Source organism: Pseudarthrobacter sp. HLT1-7 (assembly GCF_059383435.1).
Map to the genome: position 1 here is coordinate 87,974 of NZ_JBWZCH010000011.1, position 17,256 is coordinate 105,229.

18 protein-coding genes are annotated in these 17,256 nt (G+C 66.8%); 7 read left to right on the forward strand and 11 right to left on the reverse strand.

Annotation, left to right across the window (positions count from 1 at the left end; translation table 11 throughout):
- Positions 1-9: 9 nt before the first annotated feature.
- Positions 10-885, reverse strand: coding sequence for an FHA domain-containing protein (locus AC50X6_RS12065; protein WP_494966442.1), 876 nt, complete (start codon positions 883-885; stop codon positions 10-12).
- Between the two features lie 2 nt (positions 886-887).
- Positions 888-1,145 (reverse strand): hypothetical protein, encoded by a 258-nt coding sequence (locus tag AC50X6_RS12070; RefSeq protein WP_494966443.1) that lies wholly within the window; start codon positions 1,143-1,145, stop codon positions 888-890.
- A gap of 212 nt (positions 1,146-1,357) precedes the next feature.
- Here AC50X6_RS12070 and AC50X6_RS12075 point away from each other — a divergent pair, with 212 nt between their 5' ends.
- From AC50X6_RS12075 to AC50X6_RS12085, 3 genes are all read left to right on the forward strand, one after another.
- Positions 1,358-2,068: a response regulator transcription factor gene (locus AC50X6_RS12075; RefSeq protein WP_326967552.1), complete on the forward strand. Its 711-nt coding sequence runs from the start codon at positions 1,358-1,360 to the stop codon at positions 2,066-2,068.
- 5 nt (positions 2,069-2,073) lie between these two features.
- Positions 2,074-3,564 (forward strand): sensor histidine kinase, encoded by a 1,491-nt coding sequence (locus AC50X6_RS12080; protein WP_494966484.1) that lies wholly within the window; start codon positions 2,074-2,076, stop codon positions 3,562-3,564.
- Positions 3,565-3,682: 118 nt separating this feature from the next.
- Positions 3,683-3,970 carry a WXG100 family type VII secretion target gene (locus tag AC50X6_RS12085; protein ID WP_494966444.1) on the forward strand — a complete coding sequence of 96 codons (288 nt, stop codon included), beginning with the start codon at positions 3,683-3,685 and terminating at the stop codon, positions 3,968-3,970.
- A gap of 27 nt (positions 3,971-3,997) precedes the next feature.
- Here the strand turns inward: AC50X6_RS12085 and AC50X6_RS12090 are convergent, their stop codons facing one another.
- From AC50X6_RS12090 to AC50X6_RS12115, 6 genes are all read right to left on the reverse strand, one after another.
- Entirely contained in the window at positions 3,998-5,005 is a 1,008-nt protein-coding gene (locus AC50X6_RS12090) for an RNase H family protein (protein ID WP_494966445.1), read from the reverse strand.
- 235 nt (positions 5,006-5,240) lie between these two features.
- Complete coding sequence (gene groL, locus AC50X6_RS12095; RefSeq protein WP_326967555.1) at positions 5,241-6,878, reverse strand: chaperonin GroEL; 1,638 nt, start codon at positions 6,876-6,878, stop codon at positions 5,241-5,243.
- A gap of 318 nt (positions 6,879-7,196) precedes the next feature.
- Positions 7,197-8,483, reverse strand: coding sequence for an ABC transporter substrate-binding protein (locus AC50X6_RS12100; RefSeq protein ID WP_494966446.1), 1,287 nt, complete (start codon positions 8,481-8,483; stop codon positions 7,197-7,199).
- 71 nt (positions 8,484-8,554) lie between these two features.
- A complete protein-coding gene (locus AC50X6_RS12105; RefSeq protein ID WP_494966447.1) occupies positions 8,555-8,758 on the reverse strand; it encodes a cold-shock protein in 204 nt (67 codons plus the stop codon).
- Between the two features lie 159 nt (positions 8,759-8,917).
- Positions 8,918-9,553, reverse strand: a complete 636-nt coding sequence (locus tag AC50X6_RS12110; RefSeq protein ID WP_494966448.1) for a LytR C-terminal domain-containing protein — start codon at positions 9,551-9,553, stop codon at positions 8,918-8,920.
- 84 nt (positions 9,554-9,637) lie between these two features.
- The gene (locus AC50X6_RS12115; protein ID WP_494966449.1) at positions 9,638-9,955 is read right to left on the reverse strand and encodes a DUF3263 domain-containing protein; all 318 of its coding nucleotides are present in this window, start codon (positions 9,953-9,955) and stop codon (positions 9,638-9,640) included.
- 93 nt (positions 9,956-10,048) lie between these two features.
- Here AC50X6_RS12115 and AC50X6_RS12120 point away from each other — a divergent pair, with 93 nt between their 5' ends.
- From AC50X6_RS12120 to AC50X6_RS12130, 3 genes are all read left to right on the forward strand, one after another.
- Positions 10,049-10,864 (forward strand): uracil-DNA glycosylase, encoded by an 816-nt coding sequence (locus AC50X6_RS12120; RefSeq protein WP_494966450.1) that lies wholly within the window; start codon positions 10,049-10,051, stop codon positions 10,862-10,864.
- 51 nt (positions 10,865-10,915) lie between these two features.
- Complete coding sequence (locus AC50X6_RS12125; protein WP_494966451.1) at positions 10,916-11,755, forward strand: siderophore-interacting protein; 840 nt, start codon at positions 10,916-10,918, stop codon at positions 11,753-11,755.
- Between the two features lie 380 nt (positions 11,756-12,135).
- Positions 12,136-12,291 (forward strand): hypothetical protein, encoded by a 156-nt coding sequence (locus tag AC50X6_RS12130; RefSeq protein ID WP_494966485.1) that lies wholly within the window; start codon positions 12,136-12,138, stop codon positions 12,289-12,291.
- Positions 12,292-12,498: 207 nt separating this feature from the next.
- Here the strand turns inward: AC50X6_RS12130 and AC50X6_RS12135 are convergent, their stop codons facing one another.
- Together AC50X6_RS12135 and AC50X6_RS12140 are read right to left on the reverse strand one after the other, a co-directional pair.
- On the reverse strand, positions 12,499-13,995 hold the full coding sequence (locus tag AC50X6_RS12135; RefSeq protein WP_494966452.1) for a threonine/serine exporter family protein: 1,497 nt from the start codon (positions 13,993-13,995) through the stop codon (positions 12,499-12,501).
- A gap of 33 nt (positions 13,996-14,028) precedes the next feature.
- Entirely contained in the window at positions 14,029-15,102 is a 1,074-nt protein-coding gene (locus tag AC50X6_RS12140) for a lipid II:glycine glycyltransferase FemX (protein WP_494966453.1), read from the reverse strand.
- A 115-nt stretch (positions 15,103-15,217) separates the two neighbouring features.
- On the opposite strand from AC50X6_RS12140, the gene AC50X6_RS12145 reads away from it, so the two are divergent.
- A complete protein-coding gene (locus AC50X6_RS12145) occupies positions 15,218-15,787 on the forward strand; it encodes a TspO/MBR family protein (RefSeq protein WP_494966454.1) in 570 nt (189 codons plus the stop codon).
- A 3-nt stretch (positions 15,788-15,790) separates the two neighbouring features.
- Here AC50X6_RS12145 and AC50X6_RS12150 read toward each other — a convergent pair whose 3' ends face one another.
- The gene (locus AC50X6_RS12150; RefSeq protein ID WP_494966455.1) at positions 15,791-17,218 is read right to left on the reverse strand and encodes an L-serine ammonia-lyase; all 1,428 of its coding nucleotides are present in this window, start codon (positions 17,216-17,218) and stop codon (positions 15,791-15,793) included.
- Positions 17,219-17,256 lie beyond the last annotated feature (38 nt).

The following is a 17,256-nucleotide window of genomic DNA, read 5'->3' on the forward strand; positions in this document are numbered from 1 at the left end:
GCTCCCGGATCAGCGGGTGTACGTCGACCCGTCCTGTTCCATGGCCCCGGTCCGGGGATCGCGCTGTGGACGCTGGTAGGCGAATTCGCCGCCGCTCCGGCCGCCGAAGGGGCGTCCGTGGTCGGCAAATTCCTCACGGAAAAAGGCCAGGCACCACGGGCCCACCTGGATCCGGGCGCCGGTGCGCAGTACCGACTGCGATCCCGGACCGAAGCTTCCGCTGACTTTTCCGTGCCGGACCAGGACGTATTCATCCTGGTCATTGTGGACTATTTCCGCATGTACGCCGTCCAGTCCTGGAAGCTGCAGATCCGCGGATTCATCGCTGCCGATGCGCACCCGCTCCGCACTGAGGACGAACTCACGCGGGACCTGTCCGTCCCAAGACTCCGAGTCCCGGACAAAAATCAGGCGTGGCCTTCCGCCGCCCCGGGTGTAGTGGGTTGTGGTGATGCGCCGGGGAATGGTGCGTTTCACTGTCGGCAGCAGCGGCAGCAAGGTCGCAGGCGGCAGCAGGGAAAACCTTCGGACCTTGGAACGGCGGCCCCGTTTCAGCAAAGGCGCCAGAGCCCCCAGCTTTCCCAGCTTGATGTGGGGCGATCTGGTCATCAGCCGCTGCGGGGCCGAAGCGCCAACGGCCCCCAGGCTGATGATTCTGCCTCCCGGTCCTTCCACTACAACCGTCAATCCCTGGTCTGACAGTGTCTTGGCAAGCGGCCTAACGTCGCCAAGGGACGGCATCCGTTGCGAGATCAGGGCGTCCATTCGCTCCAGGGAAACCAGTACTTCGCTCCCGGAAGCCCGCACCGATCCGCGTGCCTCCACTCCGGATTCCTCCTGGAGGGAAAAGTCCAGGTTGATGTCGGCCCTGAACCGCGGGGTCACGTTCAGCCTCGGTTCTCGTCGGAACCTGCCGCGTCGTTGTCGCTTGTGGTCACGCGAAGACTTCCGTTCAATTTCCAGGTGGCCCGCGGCGCATCCGGGCCAATGTCGCGGGGAACCTCAATGGTCATATCGATGAAGTTGTAGTTGATGGCCGCGCCCTTGCCCGTCAGGTAGGACCACATCTCTTCGGCAAGATCTGTCCAGTCGCGGATGCTCCGGTCAGCGGCGCCGGAACTGTCCGCTGCGTTGCTCTCAGTCATCACTTTGTGTCCTCTTCATTGGGTACCGGCGGTCATTCCGCCGCGGCCGGGTGATTTCGATAGGGCCACTCTAGTGTCGGCGCCGGCGGAGGGGAATGCCTTTCCAGTGCCCATGTGCACAAACTTTGCCGGCCCGGGCAATTGGCCGCCGCCCATAGAACACACATCAACCCTTCAGAAAACTCACAGACTCTGGGAGGATCATAGGAGCCATGAAAAAGAACGGTCCAGAAGCCAAGCTGCTCGTCGTCGATGATGAACCGAACATCCGGGAGCTGCTGTCCACCTCGCTGCGCTTCGCCGGCTTCGAAGTGGTCTCGGCGGCAAACGGGCGCGAAGCCCTTGCCGCCGCGGAACTCCACGCCCCGGACCTCGCGGTGCTGGATGTCATGCTGCCGGATATGGACGGATTCACCGTCACCCGCCGGCTGCGCGCCTCGGGCAAGCACTTCCCGGTCCTCTTCCTGACGGCCAAGGACGATACCGAGGACAAGGTCATGGGCCTGACCGTCGGCGGCGATGACTACGTCACCAAGCCCTTCAGCCTCGACGAGGTGGTGGCGCGCATCCGCGCCGTGCTGCGCCGCACCCAGCCGATGCAGGACGACGACGCCGTCATCCGGGTCGATGATCTGGAGCTCGACGACGATGCCCACGAGGTGCGCCGCGGCGGCACCGTGATCGAGCTGTCCCCCACCGAATTCAAGCTCCTGCGTTACCTGATGCTCAACCCGAACCGGGTGCTGTCCAAGGCCCAGATCCTGGACCACGTCTGGGAATACGACTTCAACGGTGACGCCTCGATCGTGGAGTCGTACATCTCGTACCTGCGCCGCAAGGTGGATATCGATCCCGATGCACCCGCGCTGATCCAGACCAAGCGCGGCGTCGGCTACGTGCTGCGGACGGCCGAGAAGCGCTGACCTTGTTGCTCCAGCGCTGGAAATCGGCCTCGCTCAGGTCGCAGCTCGTCGCCATCATGACAGCTCTTATGCTGGTGGCGCTCACCGCCACCGGCGCCGGGACGCTGACCCTGCTGCACAGTTATCTGCAGGGCCAGGTGGACGACAAACTCAAGGCCGCCGTCGATTCGGTGCGCCAGCAGCAGTCCTTCAGCCAGCTGCAGGACCAGAGCCAGAGCATTCCAACCGATTATTCGCTTATGCTGCTGACGCCGGGGCTCCCCGCTATTCCCTTCGGCGGCGACAAGGAACTACGCCCGGCCATCAGCAGCATGACCGCCGCGGAGGCCAAGGAACGGGCCCAGATCCCGTTCCAGGTCCGCGGCACGGACGGGCGCAACTGGCGGGTGGTTGCCCTCAACGTCGTCGACAGCAGCCAGCGCAGCTCCGTCGTGGTCATCGGGCTTCCGCTGTGGCCGGTCGACTCCGTCATGGAACACGCCGTCCTAGTGGTGGTCGGAGTGGGCCTGCTGACCCTCGTGCTGGCCTTCTTCATCGCCACCTGGAGCATCGCCCGGTCCTTCCGGCCGCTGGCCAGGGTGGAGAAGACCGCCGCGGCGATCGCCGCAGGCGACCTTTCCCGGCGCGTGGACATCGAGAACCCCGGCACCGAGGTGGGCCGGCTCGGCAGCTCGCTCAATGCCATGCTGGCGCACATCGAAACAGCTTTCGCCGCCCGGATGGCGTCCGAGGCGCGGATGCGCCGTTTCGCGGCGGACGCCTCGCACGAACTGCGCACCCCGCTGGTGACCATCCGCGGTTTCTCGGAACTGTACCGGCACGGCGCTCTGTCCGCCCCGGAGGACATTGCCACCGCCATGGGACGGATCGAAAGTGAAGCCAAACGGATGGGGTCCATGGTGGAGGACCTGCTCCTGCTGGCGAGGATCGACGAGCAGCGTCCGCTGCAGCAGAATCCGGCCGATCTGTTGCTGATTGCCAACGACGCGGCTGTGGACACCCAGGCCAGCGACCGCGGCCGGGCCATTTCCCTCACGGGACTCGACGGCGGTCCCGCCGCACCGGCACCCGTGCTGGGTGACGAGGCGAAGCTCCGGCAGGTCGTGAGCAACCTGGTGGGCAATGCGCTGCGCTACACTCCCGAGGGCACGCCCATTGAGCTGGCTGTCGGCGTCCGGAACGGCGCGGACGGTGCACGGCTGTCCGTCATCGAGGTCCGCGACCACGGCCCGGGCGTCCCGGACGAGGAAGCCGCCCGGATCTTCGAGCGTTTCTACCGCGCGGACACCTCGCGGACCCGGGAAACCGGCGGCAGCGGGCTCGGGCTGGCGATCGTGGCGGCCATTGTCGGCTCGCATTCCGGCACGGTCCGGGTCGATAAGACCGACGGCGGCGGGGCCACCCTGGTGGTCAGCCTTCCATATTTGGACGATGGTTCGGAACGCGACGACACCGCAGACCCCAGGACGGACGCCGACGACGACGCCAGGGCGTAGCTGTCACTGCGGAGGCTTTTCCACATACGCCGAACCGGGCATGGACGGAGATCTTGGCGGCTGCCTAGGCTCGAGGTGTCCGGAAGACCCGGGCGAGCCACTGTCGAGAGGTCATCCCATGAGCATCATCTCCGTCGATACGGAACTCCTCCAGCTCAAATCCGCCAACGTCAAGGCCACGGTCGACCGGATCAGCGCTGACGTCCAGGCCATGAAGCGCGGACTCGACGAGCTGCAGGCCAGCTGGCGCGGCTCAGCAGCCACCAACTTTCAGGCCCTGGTCACCGAGTGGACGCTGACGCAGGGCAAGGTCGAGGCGTCCCTGGCCTCCATCAACCTGGCGCTCAACTCGGCGGCCGCGAGCTACGCCCAGGCCGAACTGAACAACGCCCAGCGATTCAGCTGAGCGGCCCGTGCCGCCCCGGTGCCGCCCTCAGTCTTCGGGCGTGCCCTGGTGGAACCGCAGCCGCCACTGCGCGCCGTCGAGGACCCACAGCGAGCTCCGCAGAGCCGTTCCGGAACGGGCGTAGCTGCGGTAGGTCAGCAGGACAGTCCCCTCGCTCACCCGGTCTGCCCCCAGAATCTCCAGTTCAATGGGGCCGTCCGGGTTCTCCTCCAGCGCCATCATGATGGCGTCGCGCGTCCAGATCCGGCCGGAGCTGCCGATTTCGGTGAAGTCCGGATGCAGCAGCACCCCGGTGCGTCCGATGTCGGCGCGGGTTTCCGGAAGGAGGAGCTCGCGCTCAAGTGCTTCAACGATGGCTTCCGGGCTGGAATCCGTGCCCTGGGACGCCGCGACGTCATCTGCCAGCTCGCTGAATAGATCGGGTTCGTTGAACATTCCGGGTTCGTTGAACATTCCGGGTTCGCCGAACAGCTCCTGCTGGCCCGATCGGTCCGGGGCGGACTGTCCTGCCGGGGCGGACTGCACTGCCGGGAGCGCCGCCTGTCCAGCGGGAGCGGAGCCTTCCGCTGCCGCACCGAAACCGGGACCCTGGCGCGCCGCGACGCCTTGCTGGTAGGCGGTTGCCGCGGCCCGCGCGCGGTCGTCGGCTGCCTCGTTGAGCTCGTGCCCGGCGTGACCGCGCACCCATTCGAAGGTGTACTTCCGCCCGGACAGCTCCCGGTCGATCTCCTTGAGCAGCTCCACGTTCAGCACGGGCTTGCCGTCGGACTTGCGCCATCCCTTGCGCTTCCAGCCCGGCATCCATTTGGTCACCGAGTTGATGACGTACTGGCTGTCGCAGAGGATGTGCAGATCCTCGGCCGCGAGGTGTTTAGTGGACCGGAAGAGGTCCAGGACCGCCATGAGCTCGCCCTGGTTGTTGGTGCCATGCGGCCACCCGCCAGCCCGCCAGCAGCCGTCGTTCACGTACCAGGCCCACCCGGCCGGACCTGGATTTCCTAGAGCCGAACCGTCGGCCGCTGCTGTAATCGTCACTGCTATATCCTGCCAGACCCCGGGCTCTTACCCGACCCTGCCTCACCTCCCCCGGGCACCGGCCCGGCCTTGCCTCACCACGCCTGCGGGACCGCCGCAGCCAGAGGGACTGCCAAAGCGACCAGATGTGAGGGAGCGTCCGGGGACGGGGGCGGGTTAACGCCGACGGCGGCCCCACCCGAAGGTGCGACCGCCGTCGTTGAACGAATAGTTCAGGTGGCTTGGAGCCGGGTGGTTAGAAACCGCCCATGCCGCCCATGCCGCCCATGTCGTCGCCGCCGCCCATGGCCGGGGAGTTCTTCTCCGGCTTGTCGGCCACAACGGCCTCGGTGGTGAGGAACAGGCCGGCAATGGATGCCGCGTTCTGCAGGGCGGAGCGGGTGACCTTGACCGGGTCGTTGATGCCGGCAGCCAGCAGATCGACGTACTCGCCGGTTGCAGCGTTCAGGCCGTGGCCGGCAGGCAGTCCGCGGACCTTGTCGACGACAACACCGGGCTCGAGGCCGGCGTTGAAGGCGATCTGCTTCAGCGGGGCGTCGATAGCAACGCGGACGATGTTCGCGCCGGTTGCTTCGTCACCCGTGAGGTTCAGGTTGGCGAATGCCTTGAGGCCGGCCTGGATCAGGGCAACGCCACCGCCGGCGACGATGCCCTCTTCGACGGCAGCCTTCGCGTTGCGGACAGCGTCCTCAATGCGGTGCTTGCGTTCCTTGAGCTCAACTTCGGTTGCGGCGCCGGCCTTGATGACTGCAACGCCGCCGGCCAGCTTGGCCAGGCGTTCCTGCAGCTTCTCGCGGTCGTAGTCGGAATCGGAGTTCTCGATCTCGGCGCGGATCTGCGAAACGCGGCCGGCGATCTGGTCGGCGTCGCCTGCACCCTCGACGATGGTGGTCTCGTCCTTGGTGACGACGACCTTGCGGGCGCGACCCAGGAGTTCGAGGCCGGCGGTTTCAAGCTTGAGGCCGACTTCCTCGGAGATGACCTGGCCACCGGTGAGGATGGCGATGTCCGCGAGCTGCGCCTTGCGGCGGTCGCCGAAGCCCGGAGCCTTGACGGCGACGGATTTGAAGGTGCCGCGGATCTTGTTGACGATCAGGGTGGCCAGGGCCTCGCCCTCGATGTCTTCGGCAATGATCAGCAGCGGCTTGGAGGACTGCATGACCTTTTCGAGGACAGCGACCAGTTCCTTGACGCTGGAGATCTTCGAGTTGACGATCAGGATGTACGGATCCTCGAGGACCGTTTCCTGACGCTCAGCGTCGGTCACGAAGTAGGCCGAGATGTAGCCTTTGTCGAAGCGCATGCCTTCGGTGAGCTCCAGCTCGAGGCCGAAGGTGTTCGACTCCTCGACGGTGATGACGCCTTCCTTGCCGACCTTGTCCAGGGCTTCGGCAATCAGGGCGCCAATTTCGTTGTCACCGGCGGAGATGGATGCCGTGGCGGCGATCTCTTCCTTGGTTTCGATTTCCTTGGCGGAGGCCAGGAGTTCGCGGGTGACGGCTTCGACAGCCTTTTCGATGCCGCGCTTGAGGGACAGGGGATCAGCGCCGGCCGCGACGTTACGCAGGCCTTCCTTGACCAGTGCCTGCGCCAGCACGGTAGCGGTGGTGGTTCCGTCGCCGGCGACGTCATCCGTCTTCTTGGCAACTTCCTTGACCAGCTCGGCGCCGATCTTCTCGTAAGGATCGTCCAGCTCGATCTCCTTGGCGATGGATACACCATCGTTGGTGATCGTGGGGGCGCCCCACTTCTTTTCGAGGACGACGTTGCGTCCACGCGGGCCGAGGGTGACCTTGACGGCGTCAGCGAGGATGTTCAGGCCCCGCTCAAGGCCGCGGCGTGCCTCTTCATCAAATGCAATGATCTTGGCCATAACGGCAGTAGTCCTTTCGGGACAGTCGTTAAGAATGGACCTTCGCTGCGGTGCCCGCGACGGACGATCCTTCCCCGGCAGCCTCTGTACGCCACCGGGTCGGGGATCTCACCACAACCAGGTATTTCTTTCGCTCCCGGACCGGCTGCTCCACGTCGCGGCCGGTGGAACCGGGGCGTCGTTCTGGCAGTCAATACGCGGGAGTGCTAATTCAATAATTAGCACTCCCCCGGGGAGAGTGCAAGCAGTGGGCGTGCCGGGCGGCCCGGTTTCGGCACCGTACCGGCGCTCTGCCGGGGCACAATTCGCTGTGGGCGATTAACTCCCGCCGCTGCTCGCCGTTTCGCTTCCGCTCATTGTGGCCTTGTTGTCCGCGCCGAAGCTGTAGACAACGTAGTGGGCAGACGTCACGTCGCCGTTCGAATCAAAGTTAATCCGACCGGATTCGCCGTCGTAGTCGGGTCGCTTGCCCGCCCGGACGGTGTCGAGGCATTCCTTGTAGCTCCTGCACACTGCGGCCTCACCGGAGGTCTGGTCTCCGCCGGCCGGCTGGGCCTTGCCGCCGGAGACCGCGATCAGTTTCGATGCGATCGATGTGCCGGCGTCGTCCTCCGCCGCGGCCGCCGCGATCACGGCGAGGTTAACGGCGTCGTACGTCTCGGCGGCGAAGGTCATGTCCCGCAGGCCGGGGACAACAGACACCAGTTCGCCCTGGAAATGCGCGGACGCAAAGATCCCCGGCAGGATCCCCCGCGCGCCGTCGAGCGCCCGGGAGCCGAGCCCGGAGCCGTACTGGTCAACGGCACCGTCGCTGAGGATAAGCTTCTTGCCGGCCAGGCCGACGTTGTTCAGCTCGGCGATGGCACCCTGCGCACCGTCGCGGGCGATGAGGACGACGGCGTCCGGTCCCGCCGCTTTCGCCGCGGCCGCCGCCTGCTGGGCCTGGCCCGGCTTGAATTCAGCGACCGTCACGGGGCCGAGTCCGGCCTCCTTGGCCGCGGCGGCGACAGCGTTGGACACGTCCTTGCCGTAGCTGCCTTCCTCGTACACGACGGCGACTGTTGCCGCGCCGCCGTCCCTGGCGAGCTTGACGAGCACGGAGCCCTGCGCAATATCGGCGGCCGAGGTGCGGAAGTAGTAGCCGTTGCTCTTGTAGCTGCTGAGCCCGCTGGCCGTGTTGGCAGGGGAAATCATGGCGATCTTGGCGTTGGAGAGCACATCGATGGCGCCGGGCGCGCGGCCGGAGTCGGTCGGGCCGATCACGGCGTCCGCTTTGGCCGCGACGAGCGCCTTGGCCTGGGCCACGGTGTCCTCGCTGATCGTCTCGGGCAGCAGTTCCACCGGTCTGCCCTTGTGTCCGCCGGCCGCGTTGATCTCCTTGACGGCGAGTTTGGCGGCGGCCAGCTGGGGTGCGTTGAGAAAGCCCTGCTTGCCCGTGTTGTCAAGGATGAGGCCGATCCGGAGGGTGCCGTCACCGCTGGCGGCGGCCTTCTCCACACGGACACCGCCGGCGGGCCCGCACCCGGTCAATGCCAAGGCTGCAACGGCCGCCGCTGTTACGGCGCGCCCCAGCCGGCGTGCACCCGCCCGGCGTCGGGCGGACACCGGCCGCCCGGATTCCAGTCCGTCAGTGTCCGCTGAGGCGTGCGGGCCGTGCGGTGCGGCGGGAAATATCACTAGGCAGGCCGGACGCTTTCGGCCTGCGGGCCCTTCTCGCCCTCGCCGACTTCCAGCTCGACGCGCTGCCCCTCGTCAAGGGCGCGGTAGCCCTCCCCGGTAATGGCCGACCAGTGCACGAAGACGTCGGCCCCCGAATTGTCCACGGTGATGAAGCCGTAGCCCTTTTCGGCGTTGAACCATTTGACGGTTCCCAATGCCATGATGTCCACACTTTCATTTGGCTGACGAACGGCGCACCACAATGTGCGCCGCGGAATGCAATGCGACGTCCGCAAGTACTGTACCCACAGCATCCTCCCGGAGTGCAGGCCGGGGACCGGCTCGGCTTGCAATAGTCATTCAGGCGTAACCGGACCGGACTACTGGAAGCCGGGCCCCAGCACGACGACCAGCGGCATCTTGAATTCGGCTGACTCCATCATGGTCTGGATGCCGAGCAGCGAGCCCAGTGCCTCGGCGTTACCCTTCTGGGCGGCGCTGCTGTAGAAAATCACGGACGTCTGCTGTCGGACCCCACCCCAGTTACCCATGGGGCCCAGCACCCAGCCCGCGGTGGTGACCGTTCCGCCCGCGCGGCCGGCAAGTCCGGCGGTGGCCGTGCCGTTGTAGATCGCGACCGGCTGGGTCTTGTCGACGACGGCGGCGCTCGCCTTCGGCGGGGCCGACGGCGTCGCGGACGCGGAGGGGGCCGGACTCGGTGCGGCGCTGGCGGGTGCGGCGCCGGAGGGCGTGCCGGTGGGAGCTGCGGCGGCGGCCGATGCGGTGGCACTGCTTCCGCTTTGTTCGGCCGATGCGTCCGAAGAGTTTCCGGCGGAGCTAAATCCGAGCTTCGGCAGAATCAGGAGAGCCACCAGGCCAATGGCCAACGCTGTGGCGCCGACGGCCAGAATGGGTCCGAGACGGCGGCGGCGGGATCCGGCCACTGCACGGTGGACACCCTGGCGCGTGGAGGTCTCCGGGACCCGATCAAATTCATCCCGAGCATATTTGGTCATGGTAGAAACGACGTCCTTGCTGATTTCTTACGAAGTTGCCAGGGCCGGTTTACCGCGCAGGAATCTGCACATCCGGCCATGGTTTTACGCGTCTGAGCCCAAGCGGCGAGCAGTGCGCGCGCGCTGGCGTGACGTACGCAGTCTACGCAACCTCTTGACCAGCATGGGATCGTGCGCCAGGGCATCCTCGGAATCGATGAGCGCGTTGAGAATCTGGTAGTAGTGCGTGGCCGACAGGTCAAAGAGCTCCCGGATGGCCTGTTCCTTGGCCCCGGCGTACTTCCACCACTGCCGTTCCAATGCCAGCATCTGCTGGTCGCGGCCGCTCAGCGGCGCCTCCCTGCCGGTCCCCGCGGCATCTGGCTCCGCCGAGGACAGATGATCCTGCGCTTGTTCGGCCACGACACGCTCCCTGGCTGGATCCGAAAAAAGGTCTTCCCCCATGCTACGGGCGAATAACATGCTTGTCATTTGGGACCCTGCGAGAATGGATCCGTGTTTGATTCAGACGCCCCTCATTCCGAGGCTCCTCGTTCCGAGGCCCGGGACCCCGACGCGCTGTTCGGGCTGGAGCCGCCAGCGGCCGAGGGCGTCGGCTTCGCCGAGCTCGCGCGGCTGCCCCTCGCCGAGCTGATGTCCCCTGATTGGGCGGACGCATTGGCTCCCGTCGAGGGCCAGCTGCGCGACGTTCTGGACGTCCTCGCCGCTGAGGTGGCCGAGGGGCACATGGTGCTGCCTTCGCCGTCGAACGTCCTGCGGGCGTTCAGGCAGCCGCTGGCGGGCGTCCGGGTCCTGATCGTCGGCCAGGACCCCTACCCGACGCCGGGCCACGCCGTCGGGCTGTCCTTCGCGGTGGACGGCGCAACCCGCCCCATCCCGCGAAGCCTCGCCAACATCTACAAGGAGCTCAACGCCGACCTCGGCCTGCCGCCGCGGGTCCACGGCGACCTCAGCCGCTGGTCAGCGCAGGGGGTCCTGCTGCTGAACAGGGTCCTCAGTGTCCGGGCCGGGGCGGCAGCATCGCACCGGAACAAGGGCTGGGCAGCCATCACGACGGCCGCCATCGCCGCCGTCGTGAACCGCCGCAGCGCCGACGGCACACCGGCTCCCCTCGTTGTGATCCTCTGGGGCAAGGACGCGGCATCCGTCACCCCGCTGCTGGGATCTGCCCCGGTGATCGCCAGCGCCCACCCCAGCCCGCTCTCGGCCTCGCGCGGCTTCTACGGCTCGCGGCCCTTCAGCCGCGCCAACAACCTGCTTTTGGAGCAGGGCGACGGCACGGTGGACTGGGAACTGCCGCCGTTTCCGTAGAAGGGCTTCACGGTCCGGCTTCCGCCAGCCATCCTGGCTAGGCTTGGTCCCATGACGTCAGCCCCCGCCGCCACCTCGGCCACCCGGAAATCGCGACCGCAGACCAACCTCACGGTTCTGCGCCGCGAACAACTTTCACCCCACATGGTCAGGATCGTGGCGGGCGGCCCGGGCTTTGCCGGGTACGTCAACAACGGCTTCGTGGACCGGTACGTCAAAATGGTGTTCCCGCAGGCCGGGATCGACTACCCGGATCCCCTGGACCTCTGGGAAGTCCGGGAATCCATGCCGCGCGATCAGTGGCCACACACCCGGACCTACACCGTCCGCTGGGTGGACATGGCCGCCGGAGAGCTCGCCATCGACTTCGTGGTCCACGGCGACGAAGGCCTCGCCGGACCATGGGCGGCCACGGCGCAGCCCGGGGACGCCTTCATCTTCACCGGTCCGGGCGGCGGGTACAACCCGGACCCGGCCGCGGACTGGTACCTGTTCGCCGGCGACGAATCCGCGCTGCCGGCCATCGGCGCCGCGATCGAATCCCTGCCGGAAGACGCCCGGGGACTGGCCTTCCTGGAGGTGGACAGCGACGCCGACATCCAATCGATCGGCGCCCCCGCCGGTGTTGAGCTGCGCTGGCTCCTGCGCCGCGGCGTGCCCGCCGGGGCCAGCGGACTGCTGGTCGCCGCGGTCCGCGATGCGGCCTGGCCGGAAGGCCGGGTGCAGGTCTTTGCGCACGGCGAGCGCGGCTATATGAAGACCCTCCGGGAGGTGTTTTACGCACAGCGCGGGCTGGAACGCGGGCAGGTCTCGCTGTCCGGCTACTGGGCGATGGGCCGGGTGGAAGACGACTTCCAGGCGGAGAAGAAACTACCGATCGGGAAGATCTAACTGGCGAGATCCCACCGGCGAAAGCTAACCGGCGACATCCCACAGTAGGATCCGGCACCAGTGGGCATTTCGTTGGTTCGTCGGTGGGCGGGATAACGGGGGTTAGTTTCTGAGGGGCGCTTCGCTCCGCCGTGGGGACATGTCCATTCTCCGCACCCGGGACTGGGCACAAGGGGCCTATGTCCGCCCGCTGGCCCCGGCGCGGGGCATGTCCCTCTGGGCGGGCGTCCAGACCCGGGGGTATTTTCGTTGACCTGCTCCCTGCTCGAGCGTAGGCGGCCGTTGGCGGCGCTCCTTCCCAGTAGCCGGCCGCCACACCTCCCCCCAGCCCGGGAAAGGCCCGGATTCCCGCGGGCTTGTGGCGCCGGGCGAGGAAGTAACTGGGCAGGAACGTCGCGGCCCGCCGCGTCGGGCGGGTCTCCGCAGGCGTCGGGCGGGTCTCCGCAGGCGTCGGGCGGGTCTCCGCAGGCGTCGGGCGGGTCTCCGCAGGCGTCGGGCGGGTCTCCGCAGGCGTTGGGCGGGCCCTGCGGCGGTGAGCCCGGCTTCGCGCGGGAGGACATGTCCATTCTCCGCACCCGGGACTGGGCATAATGACACAATGTCCACCCGCTGGTCCCGGCACGGGGCATGTCCCTGAGCCGTGCCCTCCCGGCGCTCGGGCCAAGACTCCCGGGCGAACTAACGAGAATGCGCACTAACGGCGCCGGGTCTCCCCACAACCCCGGCGCTGCGGCGGACCGGAACTAACGGCGCCGGGCCCGCCGTCGTTCATTGCTGGACAGGCCCCGTGTGAGCGGTCTAGCGAGCGTGTCGCCGAGCACGATGCCGGCCGCGACGCCCAACACGATCGCCCCGGCGTTGAGCATCCCGCCGGCGCCGATCAGGATCTCGGATTCCTCGATGGTCAGTACATACATGGACCGGAATATAGTGAGTCCGGGCAGCAGGATCAGCGCCGCGGGGACTGCCACGACCAGCTGCGGCGCACCCATCCGGAGCGCCACCACCCTTGCCAGCAGGCCGATGGCGACGGCGGCGAGTGCCGGCGAAAAGCGCGCCCCGATCCCGAGGGCATCTCCGCCGAGCAGCACCAGATAGCCCACCACGCCCACGGCCGCGGTGGGCAGCAGCAGCGTCCAGCTGGTCTGCTCGGTGATGCCGATCATCAGCACCGCGATGGCGATCAGGACGATCACGGCCCACAACGGATACGCCGGCGGGAATGTTTCGGTCACGTCGATGGGCTCCATGCCGGTCATGTCCCCCACCACGAACCCGATGGCGATGCCCGCGACCAACGCCCCAAATGTCAGCATGGTGGAGAGGAACCGGCCGGCCGCCGTGACGGGGAAGCCGTTGATCGCATCCTGCACTGCCGAGACGAGCCGGCCGGTCGGGAGCAGCAGCAGAATTCCGCCGACCACCACGATGGCGGGAGGTATCTGGATGCCTACCGGGTTGCCGAACCGCCACAGGAGCAGCGCGATGAAGGTGACCAGGAAGGAACAGGATGCCGTGATAAAGAAATCCGGTGTGCGCCAGCGTCCCAGCTGCCGGGCCAGCAGGCTGACCAGCAGGTTGGACGCGAACGCGACGGCAGAGGCGCCCGGGCCGCCGCCGAGGACCCCGACGAAGACCGCGGAGAACACCCCGAACGCCACCGTGACCATCCAGCGCGGGAACGGTTTGGCGCTTTGGGTGATTTCGTCGAGCCGGCGCACCGCCTCCTCGCGGCCCACGCCGCCGGCGACGATATCCGTAACCAGGGAGTGCACCTGGGCGAGGCCCGCGTAGTTGTTGGTCCAGGACCGCACGACGCGCAGCAGCGAGATCGGAGTCTGGTCCCTGGGGGCGTAGTTGATGGCCACCGACTGGTTGGTGATGTCCACCTCGATGTTCTTCAGGCCCAGGGCAGCCGTGATGGCGATGATGCTGGTCTCCACCTCCAGGGCTCCGGCGCCGTAGCGGAACATTGACTCGGCCAGGTGCAAGGCGAAGTCGATCGTCTTGCGGGCAGAGGTATCCACTCCGCCCACCTGGATCATCGGGTTGGCATAGGGGCTGCCGGCAAGCCGGTCCACAATACTCATCGGAGCGGTCGGCGGGTTCTCGCCCTGGACCAGCCGGCGCAGCATCCGCTTGGCGGCAGCGTTTTGGTGCACCTGTATGGCCGACATCGGCTCGGTCCTGGGCAGCCCGTCCGTGGGCGGTCTGCGGCGGCCGTCGGCTTCCTTGGTCATTCCGGCCTCCCTAATATCCTGTATGCAGCCGGTTTAGTAGAACTGCTGGCCCGTGCGGCGGGTGTAGAGCTGGCGGGCGACGCGCTCCCCCGCGGCCATCCAGGCCTTGTACTTCAGCGGGCTCAGGACCTGGTCGTAGCAGCCGACAAAGTCCGTGACGGTCTTGCTGAAGCTGGTCTTGAACAGGCCCAGCCCGTGGAACGGGTTGGCCGTGTCCTTAAGCTGGCCGCTCGGGGGCGTGCCGCAGAAGTCGTATTCGGTGCAGCCGAGTGCCTTGAGCTGGTTGATGGCCATCCACTGCACGAGGTGGGAGTCACCGTACTGGCCGCGATTCTGCAGGGAGCCGCCGTCCTTGTAGGTACCCTTGCTGCCGTAGTTGATGACGAAGGCGCCCACCGACGGCACGCCGTTCTCGTGGACGAACAAAAGCCGGCCCTGGCCGCGGGCGATGAAGTTGGTCCAAAACTGGCGGTAGTACCCGTATTCGCGGACCCGGACCTGGGACTTGGCCTCCACCGTGGTGGTCATCAGGGCATACATGGCTTGGAAGTTCTCTTCCGTGGGCTCCGCGTTGTGGACCTCCACACCTTCGCGGAGGGCGCGGCGGACGGCGTTGCGGCCGCGGGAATGAAGGTTACGCAGCAACTGGTTTTCCGCCGGGGAGATGTCCAGCAGGGCCGTCGAGTCGTTGGGCTGCAGGTTGTGGGTCTTGACCAGACCGGCACTCTCGAGGACCCGTCTGGCGTCGTCGGAGAGCACGATGTCCGGCTCGATCTTAATCGCGAAGACCCCCAGCCGGGCACGCTTCACGAACTCGGCGTTGGCCGCCGCGATGCCCGGGATATCCTCGACCGACGCCACATCGGGGCCTTTAATCAGGTACCAGAGCTTGCCCAGGAGCGGAAAGGACTTCTCGAGGATGAGGTTGTAGCTCGTGTAATCGGCGGTCTCGTACACCAGGTGCAGGGGCTTCCAGCCGAAGTGCTGCTTGACCTCGGCAAAGGCCTCCGATTGCAGGAGATTGCCGCCGTTGGCGTTCGCCGTGACGTGGGTATCCCAGTTGGCGATCTCTTCGGCAGAGGCAAAGCGGGCAGTGAAGTCACGCAAGGGTGCGGTATCCAATCATGGCGGTACGAGCGTCGGCGGCATGCGGACATGCAGCTTCAAGTCTATCTGCCCGGCCCTCTGCTCCGGCCCCGAACAGACCCGCTACGCTGGAAGCATGCCGCCTGATCAGCAACCATTGACCGCAGGATCTGGGACCCCGCTACAAGGGCATCGAAAACCTGCGCCCGGAGGGCGCGCGCTGGGCCCCCAGCTGCTGGGACTGCTGGTGTTCCTTGGGGCCTCCGCCCTGGTTGCGGGACTCGGCGGACTGGCCAGTGCCAGCAACGTTGATGGCTGGTACGCCACCGCGGCCAAAGCGCCGTGGTCCCCGCCTAACTGGGTGTTCGGGCCGGCCTGGACATTCCTCTACACCGCAATGGCCGTGGCCGCCTGGCTGGTCTGGCGCCGCCGGGCCGAAGGGAGCAGACGCGCCCTCACCGCCTACGCCGTGCAGCTGCTGCTGAACCTGCTGTGGACGCCGGCTTTCTTCGGCCTGTACCCGGCACTCGGCACCTCCGCCCTGTGGCTCGCCTTCGGCATCATCGCTGCCCTGGCGGTGGCGGTGACCGTCACAGTGCTGCACTTCGGACCAATCAGCCGGATAGCGGGGTTGCTGCTCTTGCCCTACCTCACCTGGATCGTGTTCGCCTCGTCGCTGAATCTGTGGGCGGCGCTCAACAACTGACGGCTAGCACTCCACCACATTCACGGCGAGGCCACCCATCGCGGTTTCCTTGTACTTGGAGCTCATGTCCTTGCCGGTCTCCCGCATGGTTACGATCACCTCGTCGAGGGACACCCGGTGGGTTCCGTCGCCCCAGAGTGCCATCTTGGCGGCATTGATGGCCTTCGCGGCGGCGATCGCGTTGCGTTCGATGCAGGGGATCTGCACCAGCCCGCCGATCGGGTCGCAGGTCAGGCCGAGGTTGTGTTCCATCGCGATTTCCGCGGCGTTTTCCACCTGCTGCGGGGTGCCGCCCATGACCTCGGCCAGGCCTGCTGCCGCCATCGACGACGCCGAGCCCACCTCGCCCTGGCAGCCCACCTCAGCGCCTGAGATCGATGCCTGTTCCTTGTAGAGCACCCCAATGGCCGCGGCGGTCAGCAGGAACTTGATCACGACGTCGTCGCGGTCCTGCTGGGTTGCCTTGTCCATGCCCGGCGCGAAGTGCAGGGCATAGTAGAGCACGGCGGGAATGATGCCGGCGGCGCCGTTGGTGGGGGCAGTGACCACGCGGCCGCCCGAGGCGTTTTCCTCGTTGACGGCGAGGGCGATCAGGTTTACCCATTCCTGCCAGTATTTCGGGTCGCGGTAGTCGGGGTCCTGGCCGCGGGTTTCCTTCATCAGGCGTTTGTGCCAGTCAGGTGCACGACGGCGGACCTTGAGCCCGCCGGGCAGCAGGCCCTCGCGTTTGAGGCTGACCTCGACGCAGCCTTCCATCACGGAGTAGATGTGCAGGAGGCCCTCGCGGATCTCCGCCTCGGTCCGGGAGGCGCGCTCGTTGACGAACATGATCTCGCCGATCGAGAGGCCCTTGGACTGGCAGCGGCCCAGCAGTTCCGCGGCGGTGCGGAACGGCAGGGGCAGTTCCTTCTTGGACTCGTCCAACTCCTTGAGCGCCGCATCCTCCTCGCCTTCGCGGACAATAAAGCCGCCGCCGACGGAGAAGAAGGTGGCACTGTGCAGGATGCCGCCGTCGGCGCCGGAGACGGCGAACGTCATGCCGTTGGTGTGCCGCGGCAGGATGGTCAGCGGGCGCAGGACCATGTCCTTGGCTCCGTAGGGCAGGGGCACGCCGCTGCCCTGCCCTGAGCCCGCGAGCTGCAGGGTCCCGGTTTCGGCGATGGTGGCGAGCCGCTCCTCCACTTCCTCGGGGAGGATCAGCTCGGGGTGGAAACCTTCCAGGCCGAGCAGGATGGCCGTCATGGTCCCGTGGCCGTGGCCGGTGGCGGCAAGGGAGCCGTAGAGATCCACGCGCAGCGACGCCACCTTCTCAAGGAACCCGGAAGCCTTGAGTTCTTCGGCAAACACCGCAGCGGCCCGCATGGGACCCACGGTGTGGGAACTCGAAGGCCCGATCCCAATGGAAAAAAGATCAAAGACACCAACAGCCATAGCCGGGTTCCTAACTAGATAAGTGGTCGGTCGGCGGA

Bases quoted from the DNA above. Each gene is read 5' to 3' on its own strand.
- AC50X6_RS12070 (WP_494966443.1), bottom strand. From the start codon at position 1,145: ATGACTGAGAGCAACGCAGCGGACAGTTCCGGCGCCGCTGACCGGAGC.
- AC50X6_RS12075 (WP_326967552.1), top strand. From the start codon at position 1,358: ATGAAAAAGAACGGTCCAGAAGCCAAGCTGCTCGTCGTCGATGATGAA.
- AC50X6_RS12085 (WP_494966444.1), top strand. From the start codon at position 3,683: ATGAGCATCATCTCCGTCGATACGGAACTCCTCCAGCTCAAATCCGCC.
- groL (WP_326967555.1), bottom strand. From the start codon at position 6,878: ATGGCCAAGATCATTGCATTTGATGAAGAGGCACGCCGCGGCCTTGAG.
- AC50X6_RS12105 (WP_494966447.1), bottom strand. From the start codon at position 8,758: ATGGCATTGGGAACCGTCAAATGGTTCAACGCCGAAAAGGGCTACGGC.
- AC50X6_RS12110 (WP_494966448.1), bottom strand. From the start codon at position 9,553: ATGACCAAATATGCTCGGGATGAATTTGATCGGGTCCCGGAGACCTCC.
- AC50X6_RS12125 (WP_494966451.1), top strand. From the start codon at position 10,916: ATGACGTCAGCCCCCGCCGCCACCTCGGCCACCCGGAAATCGCGACCG.
- AC50X6_RS12135 (WP_494966452.1), bottom strand. From the start codon at position 13,995: ATGACCAAGGAAGCCGACGGCCGCCGCAGACCGCCCACGGACGGGCTG.
- AC50X6_RS12145 (WP_494966454.1), top strand. From the start codon at position 15,218: ATGCCGCCTGATCAGCAACCATTGACCGCAGGATCTGGGACCCCGCTA.
- AC50X6_RS12150 (WP_494966455.1), bottom strand. From the start codon at position 17,218: ATGGCTGTTGGTGTCTTTGATCTTTTTTCCATTGGGATCGGGCCTTCG.